This is a genomic window from Streptomyces sp. P1-3 (assembly GCF_050613155.1).
Lineage (GTDB): Bacteria > Actinomycetota > Actinomycetes > Streptomycetales > Streptomycetaceae > Streptomyces.
Genome location: NZ_CP192512.1, coordinates 5,494,781 through 5,507,646 on the forward strand (window position 1 = coordinate 5,494,781; position 12,866 = coordinate 5,507,646).

12 protein-coding genes are annotated in these 12,866 nt (G+C 70.6%); 10 read left to right on the forward strand and 2 right to left on the reverse strand.

From position 1 onward, the window contains the following. Nucleotides 1-52 precede the first annotated feature (52 nt). Genes ACQUSR_RS23265 through ACQUSR_RS23275 form a run of 3 tightly spaced genes read left to right on the forward strand, consistent with a single transcriptional unit; the run spans nucleotide 53 to nucleotide 4,322 of the window. Nucleotides 53-1,732, forward strand: coding sequence for an NAD(P)/FAD-dependent oxidoreductase (locus ACQUSR_RS23265; protein WP_431044539.1), 1,680 nt, complete (start codon nucleotides 53-55; stop codon nucleotides 1,730-1,732). A gap of 17 nt (nucleotides 1,733-1,749) precedes the next feature. Then, a complete protein-coding gene (locus ACQUSR_RS23270) occupies nucleotides 1,750-2,574 on the forward strand; it encodes a class I SAM-dependent methyltransferase (RefSeq protein WP_431044540.1) in 825 nt (274 codons plus the stop codon). A gap of 59 nt (nucleotides 2,575-2,633) precedes the next feature. Then, complete coding sequence (locus ACQUSR_RS23275) at nucleotides 2,634-4,322, forward strand: hypothetical protein (RefSeq protein WP_431044541.1); 1,689 nt, start codon at nucleotides 2,634-2,636, stop codon at nucleotides 4,320-4,322. Between the two features lie 23 nt (nucleotides 4,323-4,345). Here ACQUSR_RS23275 and ACQUSR_RS23280 read toward each other — a convergent pair whose 3' ends face one another. After that, the gene (locus tag ACQUSR_RS23280) at nucleotides 4,346-4,690 is read right to left on the reverse strand and encodes a hypothetical protein (RefSeq protein WP_431044542.1); all 345 of its coding nucleotides are present in this window, start codon (nucleotides 4,688-4,690) and stop codon (nucleotides 4,346-4,348) included. Between the two features lie 128 nt (nucleotides 4,691-4,818). Here ACQUSR_RS23280 and ACQUSR_RS23285 point away from each other — a divergent pair, with 128 nt between their 5' ends. Next, the gene (locus ACQUSR_RS23285) at nucleotides 4,819-7,800 is read left to right on the forward strand and encodes an NACHT domain-containing protein (RefSeq protein WP_431044543.1); all 2,982 of its coding nucleotides are present in this window, start codon (nucleotides 4,819-4,821) and stop codon (nucleotides 7,798-7,800) included. On the opposite strand, the gene ACQUSR_RS23290 is transcribed toward ACQUSR_RS23285, so the two are convergent. Next, entirely contained in the window at nucleotides 7,801-8,253 is a 453-nt protein-coding gene (locus tag ACQUSR_RS23290; RefSeq protein WP_431044544.1) for an ATP-binding protein, read from the reverse strand. A gap of 166 nt (nucleotides 8,254-8,419) precedes the next feature. Here ACQUSR_RS23290 and ACQUSR_RS23295 point away from each other — a divergent pair, with 166 nt between their 5' ends. The 6 genes from ACQUSR_RS23295 (at nucleotide 8,420) to ACQUSR_RS23320 (ending at nucleotide 12,791) form a co-directional block, all read left to right on the forward strand. Then, nucleotides 8,420-9,271 (forward strand): helix-turn-helix domain-containing protein, encoded by an 852-nt coding sequence (locus ACQUSR_RS23295; RefSeq protein ID WP_431044545.1) that lies wholly within the window; start codon nucleotides 8,420-8,422, stop codon nucleotides 9,269-9,271. Between the two features lie 10 nt (nucleotides 9,272-9,281). Next, nucleotides 9,282-9,554 (forward strand): DUF397 domain-containing protein, encoded by a 273-nt coding sequence (locus ACQUSR_RS23300; RefSeq protein WP_431044546.1) that lies wholly within the window; start codon nucleotides 9,282-9,284, stop codon nucleotides 9,552-9,554. Between the two features lie 117 nt (nucleotides 9,555-9,671). After that, the gene (locus ACQUSR_RS23305) at nucleotides 9,672-10,235 is read left to right on the forward strand and encodes a hypothetical protein (protein WP_431044547.1); all 564 of its coding nucleotides are present in this window, start codon (nucleotides 9,672-9,674) and stop codon (nucleotides 10,233-10,235) included. A 77-nt stretch (nucleotides 10,236-10,312) separates the two neighbouring features. Then, complete coding sequence (locus ACQUSR_RS23310) at nucleotides 10,313-11,014, forward strand: bleomycin resistance protein (protein ID WP_431044548.1); 702 nt, start codon at nucleotides 10,313-10,315, stop codon at nucleotides 11,012-11,014. An 86-nt stretch (nucleotides 11,015-11,100) separates the two neighbouring features. Continuing rightward, on the forward strand, nucleotides 11,101-11,847 hold the full coding sequence (recO, locus tag ACQUSR_RS23315) for a DNA repair protein RecO (protein ID WP_431044549.1): 747 nt from the start codon (nucleotides 11,101-11,103) through the stop codon (nucleotides 11,845-11,847). 101 nt (nucleotides 11,848-11,948) lie between these two features. Continuing rightward, nucleotides 11,949-12,791 carry an isoprenyl transferase gene (locus ACQUSR_RS23320; RefSeq protein ID WP_431044550.1) on the forward strand — a complete coding sequence of 281 codons (843 nt, stop codon included), beginning with the start codon at nucleotides 11,949-11,951 and terminating at the stop codon, nucleotides 12,789-12,791. The last annotated feature ends 75 nt before the right edge of the window (nucleotides 12,792-12,866 follow it).

Genomic DNA, 12,866 nt, shown 5'->3' on the forward strand with positions numbered 1-12,866 from the left:
GTCGGCGGGGAGCGAACGCGGGGTCGCGCTGGCCCGGTACCGCCCGGACGTCTTGATCACCCGATCGGAACTCGATCACAACGAGGCGCGGAAATGGCGTTCGTCGGCGGGCAGCGGGCCGCTGGTGGTCATCGTGATCGGGACGCGGAAGGCCGACCGCGCCGGGGAATCCTGCGCATCCCCAGGCGCCGAGTCCACCGCCGCCGCGACCGCCGATACGGGCCTGGTCTACCGCCGGGTCGTGGCCGGCGCCGAACCCGACCGCGAGCTGTACCAGAGCGCGCTGGCCCTGGCGGAGCGCACGTGGTTGACGGCCGTGGCCGGTCCGGCACTGGCCGGGCGGCTGGCCGGGGTCCGCGCCCGGGGCAGGTCGGTCGCGCTGGTCGGCGCGGGCGTGGTCAACCTGATCACCGCCCTCCGGCTGCTGCGGGACGGCTACGAGGTGGCCGTCTACGACGCTTCGCCGGATCCGCGGAACGCCGCCCCCTGGACGGCCTACGGTTGCAGCAGGGGCGGCGGCGACGCGCGGATGTTCACCCTCACCGAGGCCGACGGCTACCACTGGCCGCCGGGATCGGGGCCCGTTCCCTTTCACAGGCCGGTGAAGGAGTCCGGCTGGCGGATCGCGACTCCCGCCACGCTGTCCGCACAGGATCTGGACTGGGCGGAGGACAGCGCGGGCATCCCGCCCTGGCTCGCCCGGTCCTATACCGAGGACGTCCTGCTCTTCAATCAGGTGGCGCGCGACCTGTGGCGAGAACTGGCGTGGCGTGAACCGGCGCTCTTCGACGACGTCGGGCTGCGCGAGGGAATACTGCGGCTCTACACCGACCCGAACAGGCTGCGGGCCCAGGTCGCCCGGCAGCGCCGGCTGGGGGCCGCGCGGGCGGTGCTGTCCCCGGATGAGGTGGCCGAGCGCTACCCGGCTCTCCGCGATGCCTGCGCGGCGCGTGCCTTGGCCGGAGGCATCGAGGTCGTCGGTTTCACGGTCCAGGTGCACAGGTTCCTCGCGGCCCTGGCCGATCTGCTGGAGCAGGCCGGTGCGCGGCTGCACTGGGACTGCCCGGTCACCGGGCTGAGCAGGGATGCGCACGGCCTGCCCGACGGGCTGATCCGCGCCGGCGGAAGAGTGCGCGCCGACCATTACGTGCTGTCCCCCGGGGCATACGGAGGGCAGTTGCTGCGCGGCACCGTCTCCCAGGGACTGATCCACGGGGTGTTGGGGGCGTGGCTCAGCCTGCCGAATCCGGCTCCGCGACTCGAGAACTCCCTGAAGATCAGCTTTTCCGGGCACATCGCCGAGGACGCCAACGTCACCGTGGTGACCGCTCCGAACGGGGAGTCCCGCCTGGTGGTCGGGTCCGGTTACGGCTGGACCGGATCTGATCCGGAGAACATCGACCCCGGTGAGCTCGACGCCCTCTACGGCGCGATCGAGGACACCGCGGCGAGATTCTTTCCGGGCCCCTTCGAGGAAGCCCGCGACGCGGGGCTGGCAAAGGAGAACAGAAAGCACTGCGTCCGGCCGTGGACGGCATCGAGTCTGCCCGTCCTGGAAATAGCGAACGCCGCCGGCGGACTCCTCGTCGTGACCGGAGGGCACAACACCGGCGGCTTCGCGCAGGCTCCGGCGGTCGCCCAGGCGGTGGCCGACGCCCTGGCCGGTCAGGCTCATCCGATGCATGTCCGCTATCACCCCGACCGCCTTCGCCTGTTCTATCGGCATCGATGAATGCGAGGTAATTCCGCATGACACGAGCACAGTCCTGGCAGCAGCGCGGAACGTCGTTCGGGCGTGGGGTCGAGAGTTATGACCGCACCCGGCCCGGCTACCGCCCGCAGAGCGTCGAGTGGATATTGGGAGACCGGCCGCTTTCGGTGCTCGACCTCGGCGCCGGCACCGGGATCCTCGCCCGCACCCTCCTCGCCTGCGGCCATCGCGTCACCGCCGTGGAGCCGGACGACGCCATGCGCGCCCGGATCGCGGAGGTCGCGCCCGCCGCCACCGTGCTCGCCGGCGGCGCCGAGTCCATCCCGCTGCCCGACGCGAGCGTCGACGCGGTCCTGGTGGGCCAGGCGTACCACTGGTTCGACCCCGAGCCGGCCCATGCCGAGATGGCCAGGGTGCTGCGGCCCGGCGGGGTGCTCGCCGCCCTGTGGAACCTCCGCGACGAGGACGTACCCTGGTCGGCGGAGCTGTCCCGCATCCTCCGCGACGAGGACACCGGGACGGACCCGCGGACGCCTGCCGCGATCATGCTCCACGGCGCACTGGCCGCGCTGCGCGGAGATGCCGGAAGCCAGCTGTCCGGATGGCTGAAGAACCCCTCGTTCGGACCGCGGTTCGGTGCCATTGAGCGCGAATTCTTTCCGAATTCGGCGACCCATACCGTAGAAACACTCACCGAACTCATCGCATCGCGATCGTATTATCTGACGGCCGGCCCGGAGAGGCAGGCCGAGCTGGAGGAGCAGATCCGGAAACTCGCCGCGACCCACCCCGATCTGGCGGGTCGAGAGGAATTTCAACTACCCTATGTAACAGTCGTATTCCGGTCGGTCAGGGCGGAGTAGTCTCCGGCCCCGGCACGCCGGTCGCACCACCCCGCTCAGAGCTCAGAAAAGGGGCCGCCGTGCTCGTTCCCGTCCCTCCGTCCGACGTCCGGCTGCCGAGCGGCGGAGAGGTCCGCTGGGCGGGCTTCTTCACCGGGCACCGGGTCCTCGACGAGCGGGAGGTGGCCGCTTTCGCCGACCGACTGCTCGGCATCGACTGCTCCCTCGTGCCCGCCGCGGCCGAGCGTGAACTGTCGCCCTATTACGCGGGCCCCGGCGACCACCCGCCCGCGCTGCTGCTGCACTCGACCACGTCGACCCTGCGCGCCTTCGACGGCGATGTCGCCGACCTGGTGGCCGGCCGGAGCCCCCATGACGTGGCCACCTACGTGGAGGCGCGCTCGGCCTTCCTCGGCACCGCGGCGGACCTGTCGGTCGGCCGTACCGCGCCGTGGGCCGAGGCCGTCGAGGTCAGGGGAGTGCCCGCCGTCGACATCGGGGACCGCGAGCACTACTACCTGAGCCATGCGCTGCTGGTCATGGCCGACGAGCACGAGCGGGGCAAGAAGACACCGCTGGGCCGGATCATCGACTGGCTGCGCGACCGCCCCGACGCCGTGATCCGGCTGTACGCCCTGGACCTGGAGACGCAGATCTTCCTGCTGTGGCTGCGCCGGGTAGCGGGCCCGCTCCGGCTGGTCACGGACGCGAACAGCCCTGCCGTGGCCACCAGGTGGAACCGCAAGCGCCATGTCCACCCCGCCGTCGCCGCCGCCGCGCGGCTGGACGCGGACGCACTGTCCGTGGACGAACTCCTCGCCGCCGAGCAACGGCTCAGCGAGGCACACGAGCGGCTGGGCCTGACCATCCCGGTGCTCCCCGGGTACCTGGTGCCGCGGGCCAACACCGGACGGGACGCCTTCGTCGCCGACGTGCTGCACGCCGCGGAGCTGCTGCGGACCCGCTACGGCCTCACCACCGCCGCGCTGAAGCCGAGCGAGGCGGGCGACGGAGCCCGGATCGTCGGAAACCTCGACCTCGCCGACGCCGACCGTCTCGTGGCGGCGGCCGAGGACGCCTACCCGATGGGCGACGACTATCTGCTGGAAGCCTGGACCACCTTCCTGTCGGTGCCGCTGGACGGAAGCGCCCTTCCGGTGGTGCCGTCCGGTCACTTCCGTTACGGGCAGGTGGCCGACGGCGTCACCCTCCAGGCCCTCAACGGCTATTCGTGGATCGGGAACACCTACCTCGACGAGGCCGCCTGGACAGGGCTAGGCCTGCCGGACGACGCCTACCGGACGATCCGTGCGTCACTCGACGCCATTCGCGCCGCCTTCCTCAGCCCGCAGGCCCGGCGGGACGGCAGCTATCAGGGCCTGGCCACCGGGGGAGTCGACTTCGCCGTCGGCCGGCTCGGCGGCCGCTTCGGCGACCGGCTCGTCGTCGGCGCCATCGACTTCAACCTCTCCTCGCACGGCGCCGAGTACGTACGGACCTTCCAGGACGAGGCGTCCCGCCTCGGCATCCGCGAACGCTATGCGACCACCCGGGTGTTCCGCCCCGCCGCCCGGGCCACCCTGCGGCGCTTGGAGGACGTCGCGGGCGCCCTGTCCCCGGCCGGCGGTCTGATGCGGGCCGTCGCCTGCGTACCGGAACGCTGGGGAATGATCGCGGCCACCGGAGCGGACCCCGGCACGGCGGTACACCGCGCGACCCGACTGCTCGACGCACTCGCCGGCGAGGGGCTGACCGCCGAGCCGGTGTGAGGCCCCGCGCCCCGCGGTCTGAGTTACCCCGGCGTCGGCGGGACGTGTGGGGACGCGGGTGGGCCCGAGCGACCGTCGCCGTTGATCAGAAACGTCCAGCGCCCGTTCTCGCAGACATACGTGACGGCTTTGTCGTGGTCCACATGAATGCCGCCCTCGAAGTCGCAGGACTCGCCTTCCGCGACGTCGCCGGGGCCGATGGTTCCGTGAAAGGTGAAGCGGGAGCTGGGAATCACCACGGCCGGGCTGGAGACGGCCGGGCTGGGGCTTGCGGTCGTGGTGCCGGGGCGGTCGGCGGTATCCGGTGAGCTTTCGCCGGCGCAGGCGGTGAGCACCAGAGCGGCGACGGCGGTCGTGGCCACGGCCACGCCCGCTCCGGGGCCTATGAGAGGCCCAAGGGCTCTGAATCTTCGGTGGGTTCCGGTCATGCGCGGACCTTACAACCGCCCCCGATTCCGCTATACAGGACGCCCGCGAGGGGAGTCGGAGGGCAGCGGTGGCGGACGGCAAAAGCGGGGAGTTACTGGCCAGGGTCGGCCTCGCGGCGGTGAGCGTGGTGCCCCCGGCGGTGCTCGGCGCCCGGTTCTGGCCGTCGGTGCGCGAACACCCGGTCGGCGCCCTGCTGTTGCTCCTCGCCTACGCGGTCCTGATCGCCGCGGTCGGCTTCTGCGTGAAGGTGTACGCGAACGTCGCGGACCGCTGGGTCAAGCGGGCGGCCGACGGGGTCGACCGAAGGCTGCGCTGGCGGATCTCCCGCTTCGAGCGGGGCTACCGGGCGTACGTCCTGAGCCACCACCGCTTCATCGACCTCAAGGGCCTGGCCACCCGTGGCGACTTCACCCCCGGTCTTGAAGAGGTGTTCGTCGACGTCAGCCTGGTGCCGAGGCCCCCGCACGCGGCGTCGCAGGAGTCCCTCGCCGGTACGGTCCCCGTGGCCGACGCCTCCGTACGCCAGTCGATCCACGACTTCCTGGGCGGATCCGACGGCACGGCGCTCGCGGTCATCGGCGCCCCGGGCACCGGCAAGACGACCCTGCTCAAGCACCTGGCGCTGCGGCTGGCGCGCGAGCCGGGAAAGCGCGGCTCCCGCGACCTCCCGATCCTGCTCTTCCTCCGCGACCACGCGGCGGCGATCGCGGAGAACCCCGGGATCACCCTCCCGGAGGCCATCGGCGCGTCCCTGCGGCGCCTGCGCGAGGACGAGCCGCCCGGCTGGTTCGACCGGCAACTCCAGGCGGGGCGCTGCGTGGTGCTGCTGGACGGCCTGGACGAGGTGGCGAGGGAGGAAGACCGGCGCAACGTCTCGAAGTGGGTCGAGGAGCAGATCGAGAGCTACGAGACCAACGACTTCGTGCTCACCTCCCGCCCCCACGGCTACCGGACCGCACCGGTCAACCGCGCCCGCGTGCTCCAGGCGCGTCGCTTCACGGGGGAGCAGATCACCCGTTTCGTACAGGGCTGGTACCGGGCGATCGAGCGGCTGAGCACGGGCGCGGACGACACGGCGGTCGCGGACCGGGCGGCGGAAGAGGCGGAGGACCTCCTGAGCCGCCTCCGCGCCCGTCCGGTCCTCTACGACCTCGCGGCGAACCCGCTCCTGCTGACCATGATCGCCAACGTCCACCGCTACCGGGGCGCCCTGCCGGGCAGCCGCGCCGGGCTGTACGCCGAGATCTGCGAGGTGCTGCTGTGGCGCCGCCAGGAGGCGAAGGGGAACGTGGCGGCGCTGCCGGACGAGCTGACCGGCGCGAAGAAGGAGGCGGTGCTGCGGGAGCTGGCGTACGTGATGATGTGCGACCGGCAGCGCGACATCGACTCCGTCCGCGCGGCGGAGATCCTGGGCCCGGTCCTGTTCCGCGTCGGCGCGGCGACGGTCCCGGTGGAGGACTTCCTGGCCGGGATCGTCGCCAGCGGGATGCTGGTGGAACGGGAGCGCGGGCTGTACGCGTTCGCCCACCTCACGCTCCAGGAACATCTGGCGGCGCTGCACATCCAGCACCGGGGCCTGGCGGAGACCCTCGTCGCCGGTGTCCAGGACGACTGGTGGCGCGAGACGACGCTGCTGTACGCGGCGCGGGTGGACCCGGCGCCGATCGTCGAGGCGTGCGTCGACTCCGGCACCGTCACGGCCATCGCCCTCGCCTTCGACTGCGAGGAGGAGGCGGCGGAGTTCGCCCCGGAGACGAGGAGGCTACTGGAGGGCCTGCGCACCGACGCGCTGCGGACGGGGCCGGACATGCCGATGGGGCGGCTGATGACGGCGGTGACGGTGACGCGTGCGCTGCGGCAGACGGTGCGACTGGGGCAGGACACACTGGTCTGCGCGAGCCCGGTCTCTGAGGAGCTGTACGGGCTCTTCACCGGGGAGCCGCGAGCGGGCCACGGGACCGCGACGGGCATGACCGGACGCGAAGCGGCGGCGTTCACCCAATGGGTGAACGAGCTGCTGCCCGACGGCCCGCGCTACCGGCTGCCCACGGAGGCGGAGGTCGCGGACGAGGGGTTCCGCATGGTGGCAGCGGATAGCCCGGTCTGGTACGCCCCGGACGCGCAGACCCGGCTGTGGGTGCCGGAGGGGGCGGAACACCCGTGGTCGGTCCCCATGGACCCGGAGTCCCAGGACTGGCTGGGCCGTGATGACGGGGATGAGCGCGTCCTGGAACTGGGGAGCCGCGGCCTGGCTCTCGTACGCGACTTCGCCTACAGCTCGGGCCTCGCCGCCTCTCCACCTCCCGGACGTGTCGTCGCCACTCGCGGGACCGGCGTCACCGTCGCATCTCAGGCGCGTCGTGACGCCCAGGCCTCCCGTGCCGCTGCCCGCGTCCTGAGCATGGCCCTCGACGCGGACCTGGTGCGTGACATCGTCCCCGACCCTGAGCGCGCCAGAGAACGCGCGGGTGCGGCCGACCCGTCGCCTGGTCTCCACCGCCTCATGAACCTGGTCGGCGTTCTCGACTTCGGCCGCGACGTCGATCTCCGCCTTCCTCCGGACGTCGATGAGCGCGTCGACCAACTCGCGGAGGCGACCAGACTGGTCGCTCTCCTCCGCATCGTCGCCGCACGTAAGGACTGGACCTTGGCGGGCGTCCTGCGGGCGGTCTCGTTCTCGGACCGAGGCGTCATCGACCCTGACCCCGCAGATGTGGGTGACATGGCGAAATGGGCGACGGTATTCCTCTGGCGCGACGGCCGCGCGCTGCCGGACCTGGCCGATATCTCGCCCAACCTCCCTGGTGCCGTGGGCCAGTTGGCCGACCGCCTTGTCGAGGCGCTGATGCCGCCCGAGGCGCCGGATCCGGCCGAGGCCCCGTACCTCCGCCTCACCGCACTGACGTTGGCCGCGGTGGCGGATCACTTGCTGAACGTCCCCGAAGCGGGCTATGGGTACCGGCAGACCGCCAGAGGCGTCGTGGTGCGGTGCGGGCGCGCCGACGGCACGATGCCGAAGCCGGAGATGATCGTGCTGGTCCGCGCGTGATCACTCGTCCTTCTCCGGGGCCAGGTCCGCCTGCGGCGCGCGCACCTCGAACCAGATCTGCTTACGGGTGGGCTCAGGGCTGCCGAGTAAACGGACGCCCCACTTGTAGGCAAGCCTCTGCATGAGGACCAGGCCGCGCCCTGCCTCGTCGCCGGCCGTCGCCTGGCGCGGCAACGGATGCCGGCTCGGCTCGTTGTCCTTGACGGTGATCAGGGCGGCGCCCGCCTGCGCGAGCACGGTGATGTGGATCATGCGGGTCGCGGTGGCGTGCCGGTGCACATTGCTCACGGCCTCGGACACGAGGAGCCGCGCCGTCTCCGTCAACTCCTCTGCCTCGCCTTTGGCATGGAGCAGGGCGGCGATCGCGTCACGACAGACGCGGGGGCTGGTGGGGTGGTTGGGGGCGCTGAATCGGAAGAGCGGGGGGATGTTGGCGGTTTCGGTTTCGGGCATGGCTGTGCCTCTCCAACGCGGTGCGTAGTGGGTTCGCTGCGCTGTGCGTCTCCGACGATAGGACAGCTGACTGCACATGTGCAGTCGGTTCCCTCTAACGAGTGCGTTGATTGGACGCCTGTGTAGTGTCGCCGCGACACTGTGCTACGGAACGAGGAGGGGGCACATGTCATCGAAGCCGGCTCCGAGCGCCCGGCAACGGCGCCTGGGTGTGGAGCTGCGGAAGATGCGCGAGCGCGCGGGCATGGGTGTGGCGTTGGCTGGCGAGCATTTGGGCGTCGATCGAACGCACATCAGCAACATCGAGGCCGGGCGCCTCGGTGTCAGCGAAGAGCGCATCCGGACGCTCGCCGACATCTACTCGTGTGTGGATCACTCCTATATCGACGCACTCGCAGCCATGGCTGCCCAGCGAACGCGCGGCTGGTGGGAGGAGTATCGGGGGCAGGTCGCGGTCGGGGCGCTGGATCTGGCCGAGCTTGAGCATCACGCGGTGGCCATGCGGGCCGTGCAGATCATGCACATTCCGGGGCTTCTTCAGACGGAGGCATACGCGAAGGCGCTGTTCGCTGGCACCGAGCCCGAACCCACGCCCGCCCAGCTTCGACGCCGTCTGTCCTACCGGTTGAAGCGCCGCGACGTGTTGGACCGGAATGACCCGCCGCAGTGCACGTTCCTCGTCCACGAGGCCGCGCTGAGGATGGAGTTCGGCGGCCCGGAGGTGGCTCGGGAGCAGCTCGAACACGTCGTGGACGCGACCGAGCGGGATAACGTAACTGTCCGGGTCATCCCGTTCTCCGCTGGCGGGTTCCCGAACGCGGGGAACTCCACTCTGTACCTGTATGGCCAAGTCTCGCAGCTGGACACCGTGCAGCTCGATGGCTCGACGGGCTCAACTCTCCTGGACGCCGAGGTGCATCTCGCCAACTATCGGCGAGTCCTGGAGCGGACCGAGGCGAAGTGCCTCACGCCAGAGAAGACGCGCGATTTCATTCGCGCCATCGCCAAACACCTGTGAGGGCTGAGACATGGACGAGATGCGCTGGCGGAAGTCTTCCTACTCGGAGGGGGGGGAGGACAACCACTGCATAGAGCTCGCCTGCGGGTGGCAGAAGTCGTCGTACTCGGCGGACGGCGAGGACAACCACTGCGTGGAGCTCGCCCGCACCGCGGGCCCCGCCGTGCTCCTCCGCGAGAGCGACGACCCGCAGCAGATCATCGCCACCGGCCCCGCCCCCCTGCGCGGCTTCCTCCGGGCCGCCAAGGCCGGGGCCTTCGACGCCGTCGCCCGGCACCCGTGACGGAGCCGCCCAACGGGGGCGCCCCCAAGGGCCTGTCCGCCGGAGCTTCGCGGCGTCCCGGCCACCTATGCTGAGGCGGCCACTCCGGCCACCTCAGCCCACTCAAGGAAAGACCCGTTGACTCCGCATTCCCTCGCGTTCTACGTGGACGTGGTCGCGTCCGGAACGGTGCTCGGCGCCAAGCCGGCGGACGGTCCCGACCGGGTCACCGCCATCCTGGGCTCCGACTTCGCCGAGAACTCCTTTGACGACCACAGCATGTGGCGCGACTACGGAATGGTCGAGTTCTTCTGGGGCCGGACATCGCCGGACCACCCGTGGGAGGGCCACCACTTCACCTTGCAGGTGCATCGCCTCGCCTGCTGGGGCGGGAGCATTGTCAACAGGGCGATTCGCGACCGGTACGGCCGCTTCGACCGCCATCTCCGCTTCGACAAACTGGAGCGGCTGCTGGCGAAGCGCGGCGTGCGCATGGAGGACGTCCCGGACGCCAACGCTCCGGCCTTCAGCCTGCACTGGCAGCCTGCTTCCCACGTGTCCGTCATGGCGTTCCGGGCCCATGAGTGGGGCGAGCGTCGGCGCGGCGATGAACGTGTCGGTGACGTGTATGCCATCTCTTCATCGGTGAGTGCCGAGTCAGTGGCATGGAACAGAGCGCGCTACGGCCGTCAGGACGCCTAAGGACTGTCCGACGGGCCATCTGCGCCATGCCTCTCAGCGGGTAGTCAACTTTGACTACCCTGGGCTAGGGTGGCGCTATGGCTGAGAAGACGATTCCGATCCTGCCGTGCCGGACCATCCAGCCCGTTCTCGACTTCTACACGGCCCTCGGGTTCGAGGTGACCTTCCAGCAGAAGAGTCCCAACCCCTACGCGGCCGTCCAGCGCGGCGGCATACAGCTCCAGTTCTTCGGGATGAAGCACTACGAGCCGGCTGAATCGTTCAGTACGTGCTATGTCGTGACCGATGACGTCGATGCGTTGCACGAGGCATTTCGGGCCCGGCTCAAGGCGGCGTACGGGAGGATCCCGACCCGCGGACTGCCGCGCATCGGGCCGCTGAAGGACACGTCATACGGCATGCGGCAGTTCCTCATGACCGATCCTGGCGGCAACTGCATCCGCATCGGACAGCAGACGAGCGACGACCAGCGCCACCGGCCCGCGCCCGAAGAGACCTTCTCCCGGGCCCTGCACCACGCCTCCCTTCTCGCGGACTCCAAGGAGGACCTGGCGGGGGCTGCGAAGATCATCGACCGGGTGCTGCGCCTTCCGGACGAGCGGCCCACGCCTGTGCAACTGCTTCGCCTCCTCGTGCTGCGGGCGGATGTCGCCGGGCGCCTCGATGACGAGGGGACCGCGACGTCCGCGCTCGCCAAGGCCGCCGCGGTCCACCTCACCTCGGCGGAGCGGGAGTCCGTACGCGACGACCTTGAGCGTCTTGAGGAGCTGCGGGGCTAGGGATCGGCGGGTCGTCGACGAGGGGAGGGGCACGGGCACGGGCACGCGGCGCGAGAGACACGGGAGCCGTACGGGACAATGTCCCCATGACCCTGTTCCGCGACGACGGCATCGTGCTGCGCACCCAGAAGCTCGGCGAGGCGGACCGGATCATCACGATGCTCACCCGCGGCCACGGCCGCGTCCGCGCCGTGGCCCGCGGGGTGCGGCGCACCAAGTCGAAGTTCGGGGCCCGGCTCGAACCCTTCAGCCACGTCGACGTGCAGTTCTTCGCCCGCGGCAGCGACCTCGTCGGGCGCGGTCTGCCGCTGTGCACGCAGAGCGAGACCATCGCTCCGTACGGCAGCCGCATCGTCGCCGACTACGCCCGCTACACCGCCGGCACCGCCATGCTGGAGACGGCCGAGCGGTTCACCGACCACGAGGGCGAGCCCGCGGTGCAGCAGTATCTGCTCCTCGTCGGGGGGCTGCGCACGCTCGCCGCCGGGGAGCACGAGCCGCACCTCGTGCTGGACGCGTTCCTCCTCCGCTCCCTCGCCGTCAACGGCTACGCGCCGAGTTTCCGCGACTGCGCGAAGTGCGGCATGCCTGGTCCGAACCGATTCTTCTCGGTCGGAGCGGGCGGTGTGGTCTGCGGGGAGTGCCGGGTGCCCGGTAGCGTCGTACCCTCGGCGGAGTCGCTGACGCTGCTCGGCGCGCTGCTCACCGGGGACTGGGAGACGGCGGACGCGTGCGAGCCCCGGCACGCCCGGGAGGGCAGTGGGCTCGTGACCGCGTATCTGCACTGGCACCTGGAGCGGGGACTGCGGTCCCTCCGGTACGTAGAGAAGTAACGACGACGTGGAGACGTCACGGATCACACCGATCGCACCGATCGCACTGATCACGGCGTGACCGATCGCGACGTCACCGATCAAGGAGACGAGACACCCGCATGGCAGTACGCGGAATACTGGGCCGTCAGCGCCGCGAGTACCGGACCCCTGACCCGCACCCGTCCGGTGCCCAGCCGCCGAAGATCCCCGGCGAGCTGGTCCCCAAGCACGTGGCGATCGTCATGGACGGAAACGGCCGCTGGGCGAAGCAGCGCGGGCTGCCGCGCACCGAGGGGCACAGGGTCGGCGAGGGCGTCGTCCTCGACGTGCTCAAGGGCTGCCTGGAGATGGGCGTCAAGAACCTGTCCCTCTACGCCTTCTCCACCGAGAACTGGAAGCGGTCCCCGGAAGAGGTCCGCTTCCTGATGAACTTCAACCGTGACGTCATCCGCCGCCGCCGCGACGAGATGGACGAACTGGGCATCCGCATCCGGTGGACGGGCCGCATGCCCAAGCTGTGGAAGTCCGTGGTGCAGGAGCTCCAGGTGGCGCAGGAGCAGACCAAGGGCAACGACGCCATGACGCTGTACTTCTGCGTGAACTACGGCGGCCGGGCGGAGATCGCGGACGCGGCGCAGGCGGTGGCGCGGGACGTGGCCGCGGGCCGGCTGGACCCGTCGAAGGTCAACGAGAAGACCCTGGCCAAGTACCTGTACTACCCCGACATGCCGGACGTGGACCTGTTCGTGCGGCCGTCGGGGGAGCAGCGCACCTCGAACTACCTGATATGGCAGAGCGCCTACGCCGAGATGGTCTTCCAGGACGTGCTGTGGCCGGATTTCGACCGCCGGGACCTGTGGCGGGCGTGTCTGGAATACGCCTCGCGTGACCGCCGCTTCGGCGGCGCGATCCCGAACGAGGAACTGCTGAAGAAGGACGGCACGCCCGCCACGTCGGGCTGAGCGCGCGCAAAGAGTCACGGGCCGCGGCCGCCACGCCCCCGAGGCGCGGACGGTCGCGGCCCGTCACGTACGTGG

Excerpts from the sequence above, each read along its gene's own strand:
- ACQUSR_RS23270 (WP_431044540.1), top strand. The coding sequence starts at position 1,750 with ATGACACGAGCACAGTCCTGGCAGCAGCGCGGAACGTCGTTCGGGCGT.
- ACQUSR_RS23320 (WP_431044550.1), top strand. The coding sequence starts at position 11,949 with ATGGCAGTACGCGGAATACTGGGCCGTCAGCGCCGCGAGTACCGGACC.
- recO (WP_431044549.1), top strand. The coding sequence starts at position 11,101 with ATGACCCTGTTCCGCGACGACGGCATCGTGCTGCGCACCCAGAAGCTC.
- ACQUSR_RS23295 (WP_431044545.1), top strand. The coding sequence starts at position 8,420 with ATGTCATCGAAGCCGGCTCCGAGCGCCCGGCAACGGCGCCTGGGTGTG.
- ACQUSR_RS23290 (WP_431044544.1), bottom strand. The coding sequence starts at position 8,253 with ATGCCCGAAACCGAAACCGCCAACATCCCCCCGCTCTTCCGATTCAGC.
- ACQUSR_RS23310 (WP_431044548.1), top strand. The coding sequence starts at position 10,313 with ATGGCTGAGAAGACGATTCCGATCCTGCCGTGCCGGACCATCCAGCCC.
- ACQUSR_RS23300 (WP_431044546.1), top strand. The coding sequence starts at position 9,282 with ATGGACGAGATGCGCTGGCGGAAGTCTTCCTACTCGGAGGGGGGGGAG.